This window comes from Arcicella sp. GW821-FHT09D11 (assembly GCF_059416265.1).
In genome coordinates, this window is the sequence record NZ_JBWKOV010000002.1 from 535,880 (window position 1) to 556,945 (window position 21,066).

Consider the following 21,066-nt stretch of genomic DNA (forward strand, 5'->3'; position numbering starts at 1 on the left):
TAATGTTGCAATCTCATTCAATCAGCTTTAGCTATTAGGTTTTAACTATCAATTATCATTTTAGAAATATGCTATCACCAATTATTGATTTTTTTTCAAGTGATCCTAAAGACAAGAAGTTAAAAAATGCAGTAGAACATATTATCGGAGAGAATCCCTCTAATTTAATGCTGTATCGATTAGCTTTTATGCACTCTTCGGTATCCAAAGAAACAATCGCTAAAGGTTACAAGGATTCTAATGAAAGACTTGAATTTTTAGGAGACTCAGTATTAGGGATGATTACAGCAGAATATTTGTTTAAAAAATTCCCTTTTAAAGATGAAGGTTTTTTAACCGAAATTCGCTCGAGAATGGTTAGTCGAGAATCTTTGAATGTAGTAGCCAGAAAAATTGGTCTGGATAGGCTTGTTGAATACGATGGTAACCGCAAGACAGTACTTACTAGAACATCAATGTATGGCGATGCATTAGAAGCTTTAATCGGAGCCATTTACTTAGACAAGGGTTTTCGTTTTACAAGGTCGTTCATTATCAAAAAAATACTTACTCAACATTTTGATATTGAGACAGTTGTACAAAATAACCCTAATTTTAAATCAATAGTCATAGAATGGGCTCAGCGCGAAGGCAAGCCTATTAGGTTTGAAATCATCGAAGAGGGATCAAAACATAACAAAGAATTTACAGCAACTATTTTTGTGAATGAAGAAGCCTTTTCGATAGGGCAGGGATATTCCAAGAAGAAAGCCGAGCAGACAGCAGCCATGAAGGCGTGCGAAAAGCTAGAAATTAGTTAAATAAAAGCCTGTGAATACCACAGGCTTTTTTATGTACTAAGATATATGATAGCCTACATCAATGAACTAATGGCTTCACTACATTTTTCTGGTTTGTCGTTTTGTTGAGGTGCACTTCTAATGTTTGGTTCAATTTTTGCTATAATTCTGCCAATAGGATGTTTAATCTTTACCGATTAGCACTTACCTTTTCTTTCTGATATATTAATACATTAAATTTGTTAATAAGAATTATTTTATTTCGTTATAGTTATATCCAGTAGTTAAAAAGACCCTCTAAGAAATCATGAAGTTAGACTTTTCGGCAATCGAAAATTACGGACAAAAATATGCTAACCAAGTTTGTGATGACTTTTTTAATAGAACTGCCACAATCAATGGACAACAAATCTTAAAACTTAGCAATGTTGCGCAAGTAAATATGTTTGTTGTAAGCGATTTGTTTGAGAAATGGAAAGCTGATACAGAAGCCTTTACAAGTCCTTATTTTAATTTTGATAGTGACGACGTTAAAGCTGCCTTGAAGACTTTCATGAATACGGCTTCACAAAATATCATGGTAAAACGAGAACATTTTGAACCAATGTTATCGAAAGCTGTTGTAAAAACCATTATTCTATTACTTGATCCAAGTAAATACTTTGATGATTTTGTAAGAGATTCTCCAGAATTTACACTTACCAAAGAACGTTTAGCGCAACTCGCAAAATATACCAAGATTAACAGCCACATTGCTAAATCAATGACCGAAAAAATGGGCAATGATGATAAAGTATATGTAACTGTTGCTTTGAATTGGCTGAAGGAAATTAGCGACAACGTAGCGTTTGAAAATGTTGATAAGTACCTTGAAACGTTATCTGCTAAAGTACCTTTCAAAAAAGAAGATTTTATAAAAGCTTCAGCAAGACCTGTAGAAGAAGTTCCTGCTAAAAAAGCAGTATCACAATCTTTTTTTGACATAGAAGAGGATTTAGACGATGAGAATGCTCCGTTACCAACGGTAGACAAAATTCAAGCTGAAATAGATAGAAAAGGAACGCCTGCGGAGATGAAATTACCGGGTTTAGATCGCCTAAATGACACTTTCGTAGGAGATTTACCAACGGTTAATGATTTATTGAAGAGAGATAACGTAGCAGGGGGAACTGCTTTGGCTGATTTAGCTTTTAATCGTCCTATTAAAAGCATTGCTGATGGGGTAAGCCTAAATCAGAAATTCGTTTTTATTGGTAAATTATTTGATGGCGACATCAACGCATATAGCAATGCTATTGATAAAATAGATGCTTGTAGCAATCTTTCAGATGCTAAAAATTATATGAATAAACATTTAGCGCCTAAATATAATTGGATTTCGGTGGCTGAAGAAGCTAATGATTTTTTAGAAGTAGTTGCTAGAAAATTTCATTAAAAATAATTAAATTGTTGGTATAAAGTCTTTTAAATGATGCTTTTGAGAATAATTACTCAAAGCATCATTTTTTTGTACTGCACTTTAACGATTTATTATGAAAAAACTCCTACTCCTCTTCATAAGCATTCTTTATGCTGCTCATGTAAACGCTCAGGATTATTCTACTAAAGAAAATAATATTCGCAACCTTATTCAGGAAATCATTGGCAATCCCGTTGATGGTATTTCTGAAGACTTATTTGAATCTCTTTATCAGAATTATCTGAATCCACTCGATTTAAATACTGTTTCTCGCTCCGAGCTCGCTTCTTTGTATATACTTTCTGAAAAACAACTAAACTCCTTCTTTAACTACCGTGACAAAGCAGGAAAGTTTCTATCTATTTATGAATTACAAGCCATTCCAGATTTTGATTTAGCGACTATTTATAAATTCATACCTTTCGTTACAGTAAAAGCCGATGGACTATCGATTAAAGACTTTCAAAATAGTTGGCAAAAAGCTAATCAATACTTATTGCTTAGATATACTCAATATATAGAAACAAAGAAAGGCTTTACAGAGCCTGATTCACGTAGTAAAGTAAGGTATGAAGGTTCGCCCATGAAATTATATGCTCGGTATAAAGTGTCTTTGCCAAAGAATTTTAGTGCTGGCTTTACCGTCGAAAAAGACGAAGGCGAAAGTCAGTTGACCGATTTTACTTCCTTTCACTTTCAAATTCAAAATAAAGGACATTGGAAAAATATTAACTTGGGCGACTATCAATTGCAGTTTGGTCAAGGATTGATTGCTGCCGCAGGGTTTTATTTAGGAAAAGGCTCAGAAACAGTGCTTACTACACGTAGGAATCATTTGGGTATTCGTCCTTATACATCTGTTATGGAAAGCAATTTCTTTAGAGGAGGCGCAGCTACTTATCAATTCAAAGCTTTTGAAATGACAGGTTTTTATTCACGAGTAAATCGAGATGCTAATTTGGCTTTAGATAAGAATACTAACGCCAATTATGTCACTTCCTTACAAACAGCAGGTTTGCATAGAACATCTTCTGAAATTGCTGATAAAAGGTCGTTGATGGAAGAAAACTTTGGGGGAGATATTACCTTCAATAACAAAACCAATACTTTTCAAGCTGGGATTACTTTATTGAAAACTAATTTTAGTTTACCGCTAGTAAAAGCCGATAAAGTGTATAATCAATATGAGTTTTCGGGACAAGAGAATCTTTTGACTGGTCTTCATTGGAGTTATAATTATCAGAATTATAATTTTTTTGGAGAAGCCGTTCGTTCTACAAGTGGTGGTATTGGTGCTGTAACAGGCGTGTTAGCAAGCTTAAGCAATCGGACTGATATATCGGTTTTATTACGAAATTATGATAGAGATTTTCATAGTTTTTATGGCAATGGTTTTTCCGAAAATTCCCGCAATATTAATGAACGAGGAATCTATTCAGGGATAAAACATTCATTTAATAAAAAGTGGTCGGCCTCGGCTTATTTCGATTACTTTTACTTTCCTTGGTATAGATACCTCGTCGATAAGCAACCGACTAAGGGTTTTGATTATTTAGGAAGACTAACTTTTCAGCCTTCTAAAAAACTCCAAGCCTATTTACAATTCAGGCAGGAGAACAAAGAAGAGAATACTAAAATTACAGAAACCTATCTGGATAAAGACAAAGAAAAAAACAGAGAAATTACCGTAGTAAGAGAAAGAAGTAAAAGAGCATTGCTGGCGAATATCAACTATAGGGCGTCTAAAATATGGGAGTTTCAGACGAGGGCATCTTTCAGTACTTTTCAGTTTGAAGGACAAAACTTGACACAGGGTTTTGCTATTGCACAGGATGTAAATGCTGATTTAGGACGATTATCATTATCTAGTAGGATTGCCTTTTTCAAGACAGATGATTATGATAACCGACAGTATTTTTATGAGCAAGATGTGCTCTATGCTTTTTCCTTTCCAGCTTATTATGAACATGGTTTTCGGCATTATCTCTTGGCAAAATACAAAGTCAGTCGAAATGTAGATGCTTGGGTTCGTTGGGCGAGGACAGATTTATTAGGAGATGATACTACTTTTGGCTCAGGATTAGAAGAAATTTTGGCATCACATCGCTCAGAAGTAAAAGTACAGTTAAGGTTGCATTTTTAAAATAGCGATAAGGATTGAGCTCTGAGCGATGAGCTTTTTATTAAATATTCTGTATGAACGAAGAGGAAAAATACATTTACCAAAGCAAAGCATTTTCATTACGTCCTTTTCAAGATGGGGACGAAGCATCATTAGTGATTCAAGCTAATAATATCAAGATATTTAATAATGTGCGTGATTCCTTTCCACATCCTTATGCGCATGATGATGCAGTTTGGTGGATAGATGCCAATAAAAAGATAGATAAGCCCACTAATTCTTTAGCGATTGTCATTGAAGAAAAGGTAGTAGGAGGGATTGGTATTATTTTAGGCAATGATATTTATCGCATTAGTGCTGAAATAGGCTATTGGTTAGGAGAAGCCTATTGGGGCAAAGGAATAATGCCTGAAGCAGTAAAAGCAATGACTGATTACGTATTTAAAAACTTTCCAGAAATCATCAGAATTTGGGCTGGCATATTTGAATACAACAAAGCCTCTATGCGAGTATTAGAAAAAGCAGGCTATCAATTAGAAAGTATTCAAACAAAAGCATCCATCAAAAACGGGCAGGTGATTGATAACTATTTGTATGTGCAGTTTAGGGAAACGGAATAGCAAAAAATACTGATGGCATGACTTCAAGTCATACATCAGTAAAAATCTCTTAATACTTAGACTTGTGGAACAATAATTATATTAAACATCTAAAAAAATGATAAAATTTCTCGAAGACCTTTTGTATGAAAAAACAAAAGATACACAAAGTTCAATTCTATTTGCTCAATGGAATTATGATAAAAAAGTTATTCCTGTAGCACTTCAAGCGGTTTCAAATCTTTTTCCACATTATAGCCTTCATGATGAATCTCATTCAATAACTATCATCAATAATATTGCAAGAGTGATAGGGAAAGAAAATTTTACTAAACTATCAGCAATTGACATTTGGTTAATGTTAGAGGCATCATATAATCATGATATTGGTATGGTTGTATCAAGTGAGAAGATGATTCAAGCACTTAATTCAATTGAGTTTATTGAGTTTTTTAAAGAGATTATAGATGATACAAAGAGTGGGCTTTACCCTTTTGCCTGCCAATTTAATATTATTGATAATAAAATTAGATTAAAGTCAGACGTATTCAATCTTGAAACAAACGATGCCGTTAAATATATTCTTGCTGAATTTTTCAGATGGAATCATGCTGATAGATCTAAACATATAATTAACAATCCAACAAGTGAGTTTCAATTATTATCACCAAGGGGTGTCATCCCTCAAAGGATAATTGAAATTCTTTCTAACATCTGTTCATCTCATACTAAAGATTTTACAGACGTTATGGCATTACCATTTTGTGAAGTTGGTATTGATACTGAGGATGCTCACCCAAGATTTATTGCTTGTTTATTAAGAATTGGAGATTTACTTGATTTAGATAACAACAGATTTTCGGAGGTTATTTTGAGTACTCTGACAAAAATCCCAATTGACACATTAAATCATAAAGCAAAACATTTATCAATTAAACATTTTAGAGTTGATAGAGAAAGAATTGAAATTTCAGCACATTGTAAAGACTATGAAGTCGCAAGTATTACACAACATTGGTTTAATTATTTAGATTCTGAAATAAAGAGTCAAATGATTAGCTGGAATAGAATTGTACCATCAAAAGAATTAGGATATTTACCAACAATAGGTACTTTAGAAGTGAAACTAAAAGACTATGAATTGATAGATGGAAAGAAAAAACCTCAATTTACAGTTGATACAGACAAGGCATTAGCACTTCTTCAAGGAGCAGGAATTTATGATGGTGCATATCAATGTGTACGTGAGGTTTTACAGAATGCTGTAGATGCTACTTTACTAAGAATCTGGCTTGAACATAGTGCAGTGAGCGATTTTTCTTACCCCAATAGTGCTGATTTTTTAGATATGGTTAAGAGTTATTCTATTTGTGTTGAAATTAGAGAAGTTGGATTAGTTGGTGCTTATAAGAATTGGGAAATAAAAATCAAAGATAATGGTATAGGTATTTCAGATAATGATTTGAAATTTTTAATGAATACAGGGAGTTCTTCAAAAAACCATGAGAAAACGAGAATTATTGAAAGTATGCCTTTTTGGATGAGACCATCGGGAACATTTGGTATTGGTTTTCAAAGTATATTCATGTTGACAGACTTAGTCACTATTGAAACTAAAAGCTTTTCAAATGAAGAATTTCAAATCATTGAACTAAATAGTCCTAATTCTTCTAAGGGAGGAAATATTTTAATAAAAAAAGAAAAGACCAATCATTCAGTCAAACCAGGCTCTAAGATTATTTTTACCCACAAAACACAGGTTATTCCAGATAATTACTCGGTAAGCCTCAATCATAAAAATACTTATAGAATTGTAAAAAACTTTGACCCATTTTCCTATGATTCGTTTGATATTGAAATAGGTAGAATTCTTGACGAAATATTTGATTTTGCAAGTAAAAGTTCAATACCTGTTTATTTGTCTTTAAATGGGGATGATATTAAATTAAAAGAAAATACAACAAGTCCACAATTTGATTATTTTGATGATGAAACTTCACTTGAAATGAGTATATACAGCGACGAAGAAGAATCTGTAGTAAACAGGTGGACAAATGATGTATATTACAAAAATCAAAAAGTTGATTATAACTTAAATTTTGATTTTATAGGATTTGATGTAAACATCCACAAAGAAAAAGCTTCAGAAGTGTTGACTTTAAATAGGAATAAAATCAAATCAGAATATTTATACAAACTTCATGATAATTGGTTGATAGCAACATTTAGAATAATGACTAAGCAGTTCAATAATATTTTTAAAACTGATATAAGTAAATCAAAAGGAAGTATGTTTTTGCATTATTATGGAGATTCTGAAATTTGTAAAAAAATTGATATAAAATCATTTAATCAGTGGGAAGATTTTAAAGTTAGATTGGAAGATGAAAGGCTTTTTACAATGAAGGAACTTATATCAAGTACAAATAAAATTAAGGTAGTTTATAATCATGATACAAGTGTTTATAGTAATGCTCCTGAAATTTTGAATTTACAAAATGATGAATTGGAGATTAAAGTTAGCGGTAGTAGCATTGCATCTAAACTAATATTTTTCTTACTTTTCAAATTGAAAAATACTTTTACGTCATTTTCAATAAATTTTTCACCTGACGCTATAATTAGTGGTCTAAATATATTCAAGCATGAGAAGGTTTTTCCTATTGAGGATGATAGTAATTACACTGAAATATTGAAACTATCGTTTAAGCGTGACCTTTCTTCTGCAAGAGTTGTTATCCCTTGCCATAAAGACTTTGAAAAGCTAAGGTTAGAAGAAGAATCTCACAAACCTTATGTTCGTGAGATTCTTTACTACTTAGATTCTAACATTCGTTATATTCCTTTAGGGTATCCCAAGATGATATCTCCTTTTTTGCGGTCTGAAAATACAGCAGGGGAAGTTATTGTTAAAAAAGAAGTTAATAAGAAATTAATCAATTGGGTATTTGATAATCGCTATGAAAAAAATACCTCAATAAAGGAAATAGCAGAGTCTTATGATAAATTTTGTGAACAATTCAATTCTCTCAACTGGTCTTAGGCTCTCCTAAGACCTAAAAGATGGAAGAGCGTCCCGCTCGAAATTTGTTAAGATAGTTTAAATTATTCGTGGAGACGTACATAATGGCAAGGACAAAGTGGTTATAAAGTATTCACGTATTGATGAGTTCGCCTTAGTTTTAATGCTTAAGTTTTACAATAAAAACGACTATGAAAAAAATATTAATCATTTTGTTTGGGGTATTTGCATTTGAAGGATATTCACAAACTCACAAGGTTATCGTAAATCCAGACGGTACGCATTCAATACTTATTGACAATGGTGGTACTAAAATAATCGTGAATCCTAATGGAACGCATTCACAAGTTGTTGGCGAAGGTACTATCAAGACAATCGTGAATCCTGATGGAACGCATTCTACGCTGATTGACAACGACAACGCTATTACTAAAACAATAACGAAACCACAAAGGAGACAACCCACAGTTATTGGCAACAGGACTATTAAAACAATCGAGAATCCTGATGGAACGCAAACCATTATTATTGGTAATGGTAATACCAAAGCAATTGTAAATCCAGACGGAACGCTTCATGCAATTATTGAGAACAATAGTATTACGACAATCGTAGATTCAAATAAAAACTATCAGATTAGAAAAAAAGCGAAAGCTAAAAAACGCTGAAAAATAAATAAAATACAGACGCTGTCTCCAAATACTCAACAATTAAAAATATGCTAACAAACATCAATCCAAAACTCCCCATGCGTAATAAATCCATTACACGGGATTTTTATGTAAGTCAATTAGGCTTTCAAGAATTTGGTAGTGCTGATTTTGAGGGATATTTGATGGTGCAAAAAGACAATATTCAAATACACTTTTTTGAGTTTAAGGAAATAGATCCAAAAGAAAATTATGGTCAGGTATATATCAGAACAGATGATATTGACCAGTTGTACCAAACGTTTTTAGACACTAAAACAAGCATCCATCCAGCAGGACATTTAGCACTAAAACCTTGGGGGCAAAAAGAGTTTTCAATCCTTGACCCAGATAACAATTTGCTTACTTTTGGGCAGAGTATTTATTAATGTTTTAGTAGTTGCAAGTAATAAGAAAAAATACAAATCACGAAGTAATAATGGTATTATTACATGTTGAATACTCTTGATAGCTAAAGTCAAGCTTTGCTTAATATTTGAAATAGAGAGAGTAATAATTGCTTAAAATTTTTCGCAGTAATTACAGGTATTTTAGGGAAGTCAAGCTTTTTTAGGATATTAAAATGTTTGTCGTCAGTTACAATATAATGGGCATTTCCAACAAAAGCACAATCAACAAATTTATTATCATCTGCGTCAGACTGAATGATATTAAGTTGAAAGAAGACTTCAAGTTTTTCCACATTTGGTAAGATTATTAAGAAGTCAAGGAAGTTTTTAGCGACATCCTTATTGAAAAATTGCGTTATTTTTTCCTCATATTCCAATAAAATTTCCGTACTTACCAATGCTGAGTAACTTTATAAATACAATTCATCAATCAGCATAGCATATTCAGATTTACTTGAGATAGCTCTTAATATTACATTTGTATCTAATACTACCTTCATACTGCTAATCTACTGCTTGCATTTGAGCATCTGTGTAGCCTTTATCTTCCCAAATTTTATCGGCTGATTGACGCACTTTATCCAAGAAAAACTTTGCCATTGTTCTGTTTAATTCTAATAATGTTTCATCGGATACACCTGTTGCATAGAGTTCTAATAGCTCTAATTGAACATTTGAAAGTGGAGGCTTAATTGTTGATTCTGTCATCGTAAATTAATTTTTATTAAAATAAAACTTTTTTACAAATAGTTGTCTATGGCAGCATTTTATTCTGTTTAATAGTTTCAAATCAATTTACTCCTTACAAATCAAAGCCACACATTGTGCTGCAATACCTTCACCACGCCCTACAAAGCCAATGTGTTCGGATGTTGTCGCCTTGATAGCTAAATCTTCTTCTGGTATATTCATTACTGCTGCTAGACAGGTTTTCATCGCTGGAATATGTGGATTCAGTTTGGGTTCTTGTAAAATCACTGTCACATCAAGATTGTTTACTTCCCAACCTGCTTCACGAATCATTTCTAATACTCTTTTTACCAAAATTTTAGAATCAACACCTTTATATTGAGGGTCTTTGTCAGAGAAATGATAGCCGATATTTCGCATATTGGCAGCACCCAATAAAGCATCACAAATTACATGGCAAACAATATCAGCATCCGAATGCCCCACAGCACCGTGAGTATGTGGAACTATAATCCCGCCTAACCAAAAAACTCTTCCTTCTTCAAGGCGATGCACATCATAGCCTTGTCCTACTCTTAATTTCATATCTTTTTAGTTTTGAGCTATAAGCTTTGAGAGATGAGCTTTTGACTTTGTTGTCCACAGCTGATGGCATGACTTTAAGTCATGCCATCAGTATTAGTAAAACTCATAGCTCAAATCTCACTGCTCAAAGCTGTTTTTACAACTCTTTTAAAATGGCATTCTTTATTAAAAACGGATGCGACCATGGTACAAAATGATTCATGGTATCTATCCTAACAATATCTACTTTAGCTGAATTGACCAACATTTTCTCAGCAAAATCAGCGTTCTTTGGATTGACCAACATATCTTTTCCACCCTGAATTACAATAACTGGCTGGCGAATATTTTTCCACAAAGGTAACATCTTTTCTAATTCTGGTTTCAAATATAAGATTTCATCATTAGAAGCACGAAAAGATGCAGGAATTAAAATACTAATAGGTTTAAATGTCATCGGAACTCTAAACCATTTCTCATTAGGTTCCAAGTCTGGCGAGATAGAACCTGCTACAATGATAAGGTTATCAATCAATTCAGGATAATCCATCGCCATTCGGGCAATTATTGGGCCACCTAAGGAATGCCCAATTAGGAAGATTTTTTTTCCAAAACGCTTTTCATGTGCTACAATAGGTTTTAATAATGCTACTTGTCTTTGTAATGATTTTTCGCCTTGTCCAAATTCTGAATCTCCAAAACCAATTCTATCTACTGAAACCATTTTTACTTTTTTCAAGAGGGAAGTGTCTTTCATGAAATCAATAAAGGCTGTCCATGAACCCGGAGAACCATGTACAAAAAAAGCTACTGGGAGGCTATCATTCCCAATTTCAGCATAATTTATTTTTATTCCTTGTACATCAATTTGATGTTGCATTGGTTTGTTCTTCAAACCCGAGAAAGATGCATCTATTGCTTGTTGACTCATTTTGAAGTTAAAGCAAGAAGACAATATTTGTGAAATGACAAAAATGGTGAGATAGACAATAAGTAACCTTTTTCCGATTTTTAGCATTAGTATCAAATTTATGAATGCATAAATATTAACCTTTTATTGTTACGTAAAAGTCGGGAAAATGACAAAGAAAACCCCACAGAATAACAAGTATTTGTGGGGTTTGTTTTTGATATAACGATAAAACTTTTATTTATATGCAGGAGTACGTTTACGCATATAGAAATACAAGCCTATGAATGCAAAAATCAGGATAGCAGGGAAAATCGTCATGTTGACAAGTGTTGCCTGCCCCGCAGTTAATTCAGCAATGTCGCCAGTAAGTCCAGCTTCTGCAGCTTTTACTTTTTCGTCATCTATCCAAGAACCAATGATTGGTTGGAAAATAGAAGTAGAAAACATTCCCATACCACCCATAATTGAAAGACCAAATGCTCCAGTTCTAGGTAAATTCTCAGCTACAAAGCCAATCATTGTTGGCCAGAAATAACATACGCCTACCGCAAAAATTACAGCAGATACATAAACCATTCCACCTGTCGCTTGGCTCAATAAAATTACACCGATAGTTGTGAAGATTGCCGATGCTAATAATACACCTGTCGGATTGATTGAGTGAACAATAGGGCCAGCAAAATAACGACCTACTGCCATTAATCCTGTTACTAAAGCCAAGATAATCATTGGACTTGCTCCTGCTTTACCAAGAACTGGACCAATCCACTGCTCAGGACCGAACTCAGAAATAGCTGTTAAAGCCATACAAGCCAGCATGAAAAGGTATAGTGGCGATAACATTGATTTTAGGTTTTCTCCTGTAGATGCCGCACCTTCTTCTACACTAGCAGGAAATGCTTGTCCGAAGAATAAGAATGCATAGCCTACAGCTGGAATCAAAATTGCTCCAATTTGTAATTGCCAACCCATGTTAGCAGAAGTCATGAATTGAGAAAGAAGACTTCCGATTACGATACCTCCAGGAAACCACATGTGAAAACGATTCAACATTTTCGTTTTTTCGTTTCCTTCATACATATCAGAAATCATTGGATTACAAGCCGCTTCAACAGTTCCGTTACCGAACCCAACAAAGAATGTTGAGATTAATAAAGTCCAGAAACCACCAGAAAAAATAGTCATAACCAGACCAAGTACGTGAGTAAAGAAGGCTACCCAGATGATTTTTTTAGGGCCAAGTGCATTATATAAAGGACCACCAATAATCATAGCGATTGGAAAGCCCAAAAAAGCCATTTGATTTACGTAACCTAGTTCTTGTGATGAAAGTTGAAATTCTGCACCAAGTTGAGTAAGAACACCAGCGCGGATACCGAAAGCCATTGCAGTGGTTATTAAGGCAAAACAACTTCCTAGGAAAAGCTTGTCGCGGTTAACGATTTGAGACATAGTTGATTAGGGATTAAAAAAGTGTTAAATAAATTAGAAATCTTGGTTTTGTGAAATATCATCAGAGAAAAATCTATCAAAAAAACGAATTTTTTTCCAGATTCTCTGTAAGTTCTTATCAGTATTTTTATGAAATTTTGTACTTACTTTATCACAAGAAAGGATTTAATTAGAATACTATGCGGTAAATTTGTGATAAATAAAATTCATAAATAATTACTTACCGACTGATTGATACGAAAAATGGCAAGAAAAGTTAGAATGGGTATGATTGGTGGAAGCTTAGAAGCTTTCATCGGAGCTGTTCACCGCCGTGGAGCGGCATTGGATGGCGAAATTGAATTGGTTTGCGGAGCATTTAGTTCTGACCCTGTAAAATCAAAAGCTACGGGTGAAGCATTGTATCTCTCTCCAGACCGTGTTTATGGTTCATTTGAAGAAATGATTTTGGCCGAAAAAGCCCTCCCTGAAGGAGAAAGAATGGACTTTGTTTCTATTGTTACCCCAAACCATGTTCATTTTCCTGCTGCTAAAATGGCACTAGAAAATGGTTTTCATGTGGTATCTGATAAACCAGCTACCTTGAATTCAAAAGAAGCTTATTTATTAAAAGATATTATTGAAGAGTCGGGATTGATTTATGCGTTGACGCATAACTATTCGGGTTATCCAATGGTTAAGGAAGCTCGTGAATTAATCAAAGCAGGAGCAATCGGTAAAATCCGTAAGGTAATTGTAGAATATCCACAGGGATGGTTAGCACAATTGGTGGAAGCTACTGGTCAAAAACAGGCTGCTTGGAGAACTGACCCTGCAAGAAGCGGTGCCGCAGGCGGAGTAGGAGACATCGGTACCCATGCTGAAAATTTAGCTGAATATATCACAGGCTTAAAAATCACAGAGATTTGTGCTGATTTAACGATTTTTGTGGAAGGTCGCCAACTAGATGATGACGCCAATATGCTTTTACGTTTTGATAACGGAGCAAAAGGAATTTTGCACAACTCGCAAATCTGTAATGGTGAAGAGAACGATTTGAACATTAGAATATATGGAGAATTCGGAGGTTTGAAATGGAAACAAATGGACCCTAACACGCTGATTTTAACTAATCAAGAAAATGGTTCAAGAATCCTTCGTACTGGTGTAGGTAATCTTTCAAAAGCGGCTCAGGCACATACTCGCCAGCCAGCAGGTCATCCAGAAGGATACATCGAAACGTTTGCAAATATTTACAGAAACTTTACCTATGCCCTTAGAGCAAGATGGGGAGAAGAGGCACAGAAAAATGCCACAGGGGGCTTAAAAGGAGAATCTGCTAGTTCATCTGGATATGACCCAGAAATCCATGATTTTATGGGTATTGAAGAAGGTTTGCGTGGAATGGTATTTATTGACACCGTTCTGAAATCAAATGCAGGAGGAGCGGTTTGGACTAAAATGGAAGTATAGTTTTGTTGGATAACAAAAAACACCGTCCCAAAACTTAATTTTTGGACGGTGTTTTTTATTATTCTAAGTGTCTAGTGATTTCAATAATTTTATTAAAACTTCTTTTCTTAAATTACTCTCTTCTGATTTATCATAAATCTTTAAAACATATACTTTAATACTGTCCTTTTCTTTTGTTATCAGATAATTTATCACTCTGAATCCTCCACTTTTCCCCTTTGATTTACTTTTTGTAGCAAGTCTCACTTTATAAAGTCCAAATCCTAAAGGTGTTCCTAAAAAGGGATTTTGTATAAGTGTATCTTCAAATGCTAAGAGCTCTTCTTCAAGAGTAGGAAATTTTTTCAAATTTTTTTAACATCACGTCCAAATTCATCGGTATAGATAATGCTATTCGCCATCTAAAATTTGCTTTAGAGTCTTCCCTTTTTTTTCACCTGCTTCAATAGCTTTTACTTCTTTCAATCCCCTTTCAAGGCTTTCCATAAAAGTGTTTTTTGAATCTTCTTGATTAAGAAGTGCTACAAATTCCCTTTTTGAACTGGGCGGTAAAGTTTTAAAAACTTCATATAATGCTGATGCTGTTGTCATATCAAAATCATTTTTAACCTAAACAAATATAACAAAAAATGTTGTTTTAGTGTTTAATCACAGGTTTAAAGGCATATTTTTTATCAAACATTTCCTTGCAAACTATACTGCAAAAACTTACTTTTTTACCTTGATAAGTAGAAGTATGTTTGGCATCTTTTTCTACATGCATTTTACAAATAGGGTCTTTGCCCTCTTCTAACACTACCTCCTTTTTTATCTTACTAATATGGTCTTTAACAACTTTTGCTGGCTTTTCTTGTGAATAACCACTATGGACAAACGCTAAAAAAGTAATTGCGGTGATGATTAATTTCTTCATTGCTGTATTTAATTATAGTTTTTACTAAAAAGCATATCTAATTTTCAATGGTCGCTTTTATGAGGTGAATGGTCTGCACAAATTTACGGAATATACCATTATATTTTTTAACAGTTTATCTTTAATTAAATTTGTCTAAGTCTCTCTTTCATAAGGCTTTTTTAAGGAGTAATTGCTAATAAATGAATGTCTAAAATGACCAAAAATAATTTATCAAAATATCAAATTATATTTCTTCATATTGCTTTTTGGGCTTTTATGCTGGCATTACCGTTTATACTTCAAGCACAAAATACTGAACCTGCTCGGGCAATTATTCACCGTCCGCCACCACCACCCAAAGTATCTATTACTATTTTCTTTGCGGTGTTTACATTATTGAATATTCCATTTTTTTACCTGAATAGTAATTTTTTGATTCCAAAGATTTTAAAAATCAAAGGAGTAGGATGGTATTTGCTTTCTATTGTTTGTTTGATAGCTGCGGTGTTTTTTCTAAACGGAATTATCAAAAATACCTTTTTTAATGCACGCACAATGCCCAAAACGGGTTTTACCTTTCAACTACTTTTCTTTCTTGCCATCAGTACGTCGTATCGAATAGTATCAGATAGCATGGAAGACGAAAAGTCTAAGAAAGAGCAAGAAAACGAAAGGCTAAAATCTGAACTATCCTTTTTACGCTCTCAAATTAGCCCACATTTTATTTTTAATGTATTAAATAGTATTGTTTCACTCTCAAGAAGAAAACCAGAAAAAGTAGAACCTGTAGTCGTAAAGCTATCAGATTTGATGCGCTATATGCTATATGAATCTGATGATGCTATGGTCACCTTAGAAAGAGAATATCAATACCTCAGAGCTTATATTGAACTACAACAATTACGCTTTGGAGACGATATTGCTATTAATTTTCAGGTGGGTGAATTAGATAAAAATCAAACGATAGAACCCATGTTATTGATTCCATTTGTAGAGAATTCATTTAAACATGGAGTAGGCATGATTCTCAACCCAACCATTGATATTGTATTGACCACTGAAAAGAATAGCCTAACATTTGAAGTAAGCAATAAGGTGAATCGTCAATTTCAGGAAAAAAAGGATGATGCTTCGGGTATTGGTCTAACCAACGTAAAACGAAGATTAGAGTTACTTTATCCAGAGAATCATCAATTAATTATTAAAGACGAAGCCGATTATTACAAAATAAAACTCATCATTATTCGTAAAGATGATGAGGCTTAATTAGTTTTTGTAATGTTACAATCAACAAAAAGAGTATCTTTGATGTTAGATAAGACATGATTTAATCCTATTTTAGGATAAAGCTTGTACTAAATAAAATTGCTTATGCTTAATTGTATTGCCGTAGATGATGAAAATCTAGCCCTTGATTTACTCGAGGATAATATCAACAAAGTACCATTTTTGAAATTGGTAAAACGTTGTAAAAATGCTTTTGATGCCATCGAAGTTGTGCAAAATGAAGAAATAGACTTAATATTCTTGGATATACAAATGCCAGGCATCACTGGTGTGCAGTTTTTACATAGCCTGAAAAATAAGCCGATGGTGATTTTTGTAACGGCCTATAAACAGTATGCATTAGAGGGCTTTGAGTTAGATGTAGTAGATTACCTCTTAAAACCAATTGATTTTGAGAGATTTCTAAAGGCTGTCAATAAAGCTTTTGAACTATATACTTTAAAAAATAAGCCTCAGATTGCAGAAGAAATTCATGAAGATAAAATCTCTGCCATTTTTGTGAATGCAGATTATTCGCTAGTAAAAATCAGGGTATCAGAAATCACATATATTGAAGGTTTAAAAGACTATATTAAAATCTACATTTCTACTTCCACCAAGCCCATCGTAACAAGAATGACGATGAAAGCCATCGAGGAGAAATTGCCTACTCCCGATTGTTTTAGAGTACACAAATCTTTTATTGTTTCACTTGATAAAATAGAATCTATCAGAAATTTAAAGATTAAAATTGGCAATGCTCAAATTCCAATCAGCGAAAGTTATTCTGAAGGCTTTTTCAAAATCATAGGTCAATAAGTATACACATTTCTCGATTTCATATCAAATCATAGGCTTTTAACAATTTTTAACGCAACTATTTCACAATAATAGAGGTCTATTTGATGTATTCTTAAGTATGTGGCAATTTATGAGAAGATTGCCCTAACTTTGTACTTCGGATTAACCAACTGTATTTCATGAAAAAACTTTTTCTATTAACCACTTTAATACTATTCTCAGTGAAGGTATTTTCGCAGGTTACAACAACTACTGGGATTACTATCAAAGATGAATTCTATAATAATCGCCCCTTAGCTGAAATTCTAGCAGACTTAGAAGCAAAATCAGGCGCTAAATTTATTTATGACCCCACTAAAATTAAAGGTTTATATGCAAGTTACTGGTTTGATAATATGACATTGGAAACTGGAATGAGAGGACTTTTAAAAGGATCGGGTCTGAAATTCTATGTGGATGATAACCAATTAGTGCATATTGTTCCTAAAACACAGAAGGTGTATGTAAAGAGTAGCTATAACAGTGGTACTTACTATGGTGGTAACTCGGCAGTACCTGCACCTGCTATTGCTGATGCTGGTATAACAGCTCCAAGTACAAACGGTACGACTCCTCAGCTTTCTGTTAATCGCCCTGCGATTGAAGCTATTCCACAAACAACTCGTCGTCAGGTTGCGTTAAAACCAGCTACTAAATTTGACTTTACCTTCACAGGTAAAATCCTTGATGCACGTTCTGCTGAACCGCTTCCTTTCGTGAATATCATGATTAAGAGTAAGAAAACGGGTACACAAACCAACGTGGATGGTTATTTTACACTCTTGAAAGTTCCGACAGATACGACTACATTAATTTTGAGTTATATTGGTTATGTAACTACTACAATTAAACTTGTTCCAGATGCGCCTATTAGTGGTATTACCATCGAAATGGAGCCAGATAATACAGAATTAGATGAAGTAGTTGTAAAAGGTGAAAAAACAGAGGTGTTGAAAGCTGCTGAAACCATCGGTATGTTTAAAATGACTCCCCGTAATATTGCTAAATTACCAAACGTTGGAGAAAAAGATATTTTCCGTTCTTTCCAATTAATGCCAGGGATTAGTGCTGCCAACCAGTCTTCTTCTGGTTTGTATGTACGTGGTGGTACGCCCGATCAAAACCTTGTGCTTTATGATGGATTTACCGTTTATTATGTAGATCACCTTTACGGATTCTTCTCGGCTTTCAACTCAAACCCAATCAAAGATGTTCAGCTTTATAAAGGTGGTTTTGATGCCAAATTTGGAGGAAGAATTTCATCGGTAGTAGAAATTACCAGTAAAGATGGTAACAAAAGAGAATTTAACTTCGGTGGAGATTTAAGCTTAATCAGTGCAAACGTATGGGCGGAAGGTCCAGTTACTAAAGATAAAAAGATAACTTTTTCAGTAGCAGGTCGTCGTTCATGGGCGGGTCCTTTGTATAATAAAATCTTTAATACCTTTAACTCAAGTACTACCACTACACAAGGCGGTGGCTTTGGCGGAGGTTTCAGAAGTGCACAGAGTGCGCAAACCGCTACATCATATTTTTATGACTTAAATGGTAAAATAACTTTTAAACCATCAGAGAATGAAAATATAAGTTTGAGTATCTATAATGGAGAAGATTATTTAGATAACTCTCAGAATTTAGGCTTACCATTTGGTGGAGGTGGCGGAGGTGGTTTTAATAACACCGACCTTTCTAAATGGGGCAATACAGGAACAAGTTTGAAATGGTCTAAAAAATGGAGTGATAAATTCTATACAAATACCTTGATTAGTTATTCTAACTTCTTCAGTGGAAGAGATAACACAAGTGAAAATACTTTTGTAAGAAATAATGAAACGACTACCGTTAAATTTGGTTCTATCGAAAGTAATGACTTAAAAGACTTCTCTGCTAAAACTGATATTGAATACAACACTTCTAAGAGCAATCAGTTGGCTTTTGGTATCCAAGCTACAAGGCTGAACATTCAATACTCAAATAGCCAAAATGATACGACAGTTATTATCGCTAAAAACGATAAAGGAAGTTTGTTAACAGCGTACTTGCAAGACCAATTAAAATTATTTGATAACAAACTTGTTTTAAAAGGAGGTATTAGAGCTAACTATTTTGATGTTACTGGTAAAAACTATTTTGAACCAAGATTATCTGGTACTTATTCTGTAAATGATCGTTTGAAATTCAAAGGAGCTTGGGGTGTTTATTATCAATTTGCTAAGCAGGTTGAAAGAGAAGATATTTCTAATGGTAGCCGCAATTTCTGGGTGTTGGCTAATGATTCTTACTTGCCCGTTACCTCTTCAACACATTATATTTTTGGGTTGAGTTATGAATTGAATGATTACCTGTTTGATGTTGAAGGATATTACAAAGATATTCAGAATGATACGCGTTATACGCTTCGTTTTGCACCACAGATTGGTCGTGGTTTAATTGCTAACGAAACATTCTTTAACGGTACTGGTAAAGTAAAAGGTATCGACTTTTTGGTTCAAAAGAAATTCGGTGACTATACCGGTTGGGTAGGTTATACTTTTGCTCATTCGGATAAATACATTGCTCAGTTTTCTGCTAACTCATTCCCTTCAAACTTTGACGTAAGACATGAATTTAAGTCTGTCAATATTTATAAATTGGGACGTTGGGATTTAGCCGCTACTTGGATTTATGCTTCAGGAAAACCTTATACTTCAATTGTAGGAGGATATACAGTAAAATTACTTGACGGAACAGAAAAAGACTTTACAGACCCATCTATCACTAATGGTAATCGCTTACCAGCATCACACCGTTTAGATGTATCAGCTACCTATAATTTTGGACATGGTAGTATTGGTCTTTCAGTGTTCAACGTTTATGGAAGAACAAACGTTTGGTACAAAAAATACCAAACTGTTACAGACGAAACTACAGGTAATAAATACTTGTCTATCACTGATGTAAATTATTTGGGCTTTACTCCGAATCTTACTTTTAGCTATAAGTTTAAGTAAATAAGATTTTCTTTGTCTCGTAAATCTTGAAGACAAAGAGGCTAAATTAAAAACGACAAATGAAATCATATATCAAATTTATATCATCAAAAAATAACCTTTTGGCCATCATAATCTTTGCTTCTTTGTTAGGGATTGTGGCTTGTGATAAAGATTCCAACTTTATCGAAGGTGGTGCAAGACCCGTTGTTGAAGCGTATTTAGTAGCAGGTAAGCCAATTTCTTTATCTGTGAAAAAAGAAATTGCTTATAACGAAGATACCTCAAATACGGAGGCGCCAATTAATGGATTAAATATCAAAATTTCGGATGGTACCAATACTTATTCATTAACTTCTAATGGTGCAGGGGTATACAAATCTGATTCAACCGTGAAATTAAAAGTAGGAGTTACTTACAATTTGTCATTCACTTATAATGGCAATGCTGTAACAGCTAGTACAATTATTCCTACAAAACCTGTTGGTTTCAAAACGGATATTACATCAATTGCAAGAACTAAACTGAACTTATCATCTGGCGGAGGCTTTGGTGGAGGTTTTGTAGATGGGAATGAAGATGTGAATTTATCATGGAGTAACCCAAATAGCGATTACCATTTTGTGGTAGTGGATAACATTGAAGCTAGTCCTGTGTTGATTATTACTTTGCCCACTACAACTAGTTTTAATGATTTGACAAGACGTTTCAGAAGTCAGCCTGTACAAGGAACTTCAACACAGTTGCGTTCTCAGCAGTTTCAATATTTTGGTAAACACAATCTTGTATTATTGAAAGTAAACCCAGATTATGCTGCTTTGTACAATAGCACAGGAAGTACTTCACAAAATATTAGTACGCCACCTACCACCATTACAAATGGACTAGGTATCTTTACTGGAGTAAATGCAGATACATTGGCATTTACAGTAAAACAAAAATAAG

General features: G+C 33.9%; 20 protein-coding genes. 12 read left to right on the forward strand and 8 right to left on the reverse strand.

What is annotated here, in order from left to right:
• The first annotated feature begins 68 nt into the window (after positions 1–68).
• The 7 genes from rnc (at position 69) to AC07N0_RS07425 (ending at position 9,059) form a co-directional block, all read left to right on the forward strand.
• On the forward strand, positions 69–800 hold the full coding sequence (rnc, locus tag AC07N0_RS07395; RefSeq protein WP_184128894.1) for a ribonuclease III: 732 nt from the start codon (positions 69–71) through the stop codon (positions 798–800).
• Positions 801–1,086: 286 nt separating this feature from the next.
• Positions 1,087–2,214, forward strand: a complete 1,128-nt coding sequence (locus tag AC07N0_RS07400) for a DUF8457 domain-containing protein (RefSeq protein ID WP_494588680.1) — start codon at positions 1,087–1,089, stop codon at positions 2,212–2,214.
• Between the two features lie 97 nt (positions 2,215–2,311).
• Positions 2,312–4,381 carry a ComEA family DNA-binding protein gene (locus AC07N0_RS07405; protein WP_494588681.1) on the forward strand — a complete coding sequence of 690 codons (2,070 nt, stop codon included), beginning with the start codon at positions 2,312–2,314 and terminating at the stop codon, positions 4,379–4,381.
• 53 nt (positions 4,382–4,434) lie between these two features.
• The gene (locus AC07N0_RS07410; RefSeq protein WP_494588682.1) at positions 4,435–4,980 is read left to right on the forward strand and encodes a GNAT family N-acetyltransferase; all 546 of its coding nucleotides are present in this window, start codon (positions 4,435–4,437) and stop codon (positions 4,978–4,980) included.
• 97 nt (positions 4,981–5,077) lie between these two features.
• Positions 5,078–8,002, forward strand: a complete 2,925-nt coding sequence (locus AC07N0_RS07415; protein WP_494588683.1) for an HD domain-containing protein — start codon at positions 5,078–5,080, stop codon at positions 8,000–8,002.
• Positions 8,003–8,172: 170 nt separating this feature from the next.
• Positions 8,173–8,649, forward strand: a complete 477-nt coding sequence (locus AC07N0_RS07420) for a hypothetical protein (RefSeq protein WP_494588684.1) — start codon at positions 8,173–8,175, stop codon at positions 8,647–8,649.
• A gap of 50 nt (positions 8,650–8,699) precedes the next feature.
• Positions 8,700–9,059, forward strand: coding sequence for a bleomycin resistance protein (locus tag AC07N0_RS07425; RefSeq protein WP_494588685.1), 360 nt, complete (start codon positions 8,700–8,702; stop codon positions 9,057–9,059).
• An 89-nt stretch (positions 9,060–9,148) separates the two neighbouring features.
• On the opposite strand, the gene AC07N0_RS07430 is transcribed toward AC07N0_RS07425, so the two are convergent.
• From AC07N0_RS07430 to AC07N0_RS07450, 5 genes are all read right to left on the reverse strand, one after another.
• Positions 9,149–9,478, reverse strand: a complete 330-nt coding sequence (locus AC07N0_RS07430; RefSeq protein WP_494588686.1) for a PIN domain-containing protein — start codon at positions 9,476–9,478, stop codon at positions 9,149–9,151.
• A gap of 106 nt (positions 9,479–9,584) precedes the next feature.
• The gene (locus AC07N0_RS07435; RefSeq protein WP_494588687.1) at positions 9,585–9,788 is read right to left on the reverse strand and encodes a DUF8507 family protein; all 204 of its coding nucleotides are present in this window, start codon (positions 9,786–9,788) and stop codon (positions 9,585–9,587) included.
• An 87-nt stretch (positions 9,789–9,875) separates the two neighbouring features.
• The gene (gene ispF, locus AC07N0_RS07440) at positions 9,876–10,355 is read right to left on the reverse strand and encodes a 2-C-methyl-D-erythritol 2,4-cyclodiphosphate synthase (RefSeq protein WP_492801891.1); all 480 of its coding nucleotides are present in this window, start codon (positions 10,353–10,355) and stop codon (positions 9,876–9,878) included.
• 136 nt (positions 10,356–10,491) lie between these two features.
• On the reverse strand, positions 10,492–11,265 hold the full coding sequence (locus AC07N0_RS07445) for an alpha/beta fold hydrolase (RefSeq protein ID WP_494588688.1): 774 nt from the start codon (positions 11,263–11,265) through the stop codon (positions 10,492–10,494).
• A 216-nt stretch (positions 11,266–11,481) separates the two neighbouring features.
• Positions 11,482–12,699, reverse strand: coding sequence for an MFS transporter (locus tag AC07N0_RS07450; RefSeq protein WP_323246362.1), 1,218 nt, complete (start codon positions 12,697–12,699; stop codon positions 11,482–11,484).
• Between the two features lie 261 nt (positions 12,700–12,960).
• On the opposite strand from AC07N0_RS07450, the gene AC07N0_RS07455 reads away from it, so the two are divergent.
• Positions 12,961–14,151: a Gfo/Idh/MocA family protein gene (locus AC07N0_RS07455; RefSeq protein ID WP_492803652.1), complete on the forward strand. Its 1,191-nt coding sequence runs from the start codon at positions 12,961–12,963 to the stop codon at positions 14,149–14,151.
• A 63-nt stretch (positions 14,152–14,214) separates the two neighbouring features.
• On the opposite strand, the gene AC07N0_RS07460 is transcribed toward AC07N0_RS07455, so the two are convergent.
• From AC07N0_RS07460 to AC07N0_RS07470, 3 genes are read right to left on the reverse strand one after another with little or no spacing between them, the layout of a single operon-like run.
• The gene (locus AC07N0_RS07460; protein WP_494588689.1) at positions 14,215–14,499 is read right to left on the reverse strand and encodes an addiction module toxin RelE; all 285 of its coding nucleotides are present in this window, start codon (positions 14,497–14,499) and stop codon (positions 14,215–14,217) included.
• A gap of 42 nt (positions 14,500–14,541) precedes the next feature.
• Positions 14,542–14,742 (reverse strand): hypothetical protein, encoded by a 201-nt coding sequence (locus tag AC07N0_RS07465; protein WP_494588690.1) that lies wholly within the window; start codon positions 14,740–14,742, stop codon positions 14,542–14,544.
• A gap of 46 nt (positions 14,743–14,788) precedes the next feature.
• On the reverse strand, positions 14,789–15,064 hold the full coding sequence (locus AC07N0_RS07470) for a YHS domain-containing protein (RefSeq protein WP_494588691.1): 276 nt from the start codon (positions 15,062–15,064) through the stop codon (positions 14,789–14,791).
• A 195-nt stretch (positions 15,065–15,259) separates the two neighbouring features.
• Between AC07N0_RS07470 and AC07N0_RS07475 the strand changes: the two genes are divergently transcribed.
• From AC07N0_RS07475 to AC07N0_RS07490, 4 genes are all read left to right on the forward strand, one after another.
• A complete protein-coding gene (locus AC07N0_RS07475; protein ID WP_494588692.1) occupies positions 15,260–16,312 on the forward strand; it encodes a sensor histidine kinase in 1,053 nt (350 codons plus the stop codon).
• A 105-nt stretch (positions 16,313–16,417) separates the two neighbouring features.
• The gene (locus AC07N0_RS07480; RefSeq protein ID WP_492801899.1) at positions 16,418–17,131 is read left to right on the forward strand and encodes a LytR/AlgR family response regulator transcription factor; all 714 of its coding nucleotides are present in this window, start codon (positions 16,418–16,420) and stop codon (positions 17,129–17,131) included.
• 161 nt (positions 17,132–17,292) lie between these two features.
• Positions 17,293–20,142 (forward strand): TonB-dependent receptor, encoded by a 2,850-nt coding sequence (locus AC07N0_RS07485; RefSeq protein WP_492801901.1) that lies wholly within the window; start codon positions 17,293–17,295, stop codon positions 20,140–20,142.
• A 59-nt stretch (positions 20,143–20,201) separates the two neighbouring features.
• Positions 20,202–21,065, forward strand: coding sequence for a DUF4249 domain-containing protein (locus tag AC07N0_RS07490; RefSeq protein WP_492801903.1), 864 nt, complete (start codon positions 20,202–20,204; stop codon positions 21,063–21,065).
• Position 21,066 lies beyond the last annotated feature (1 nt).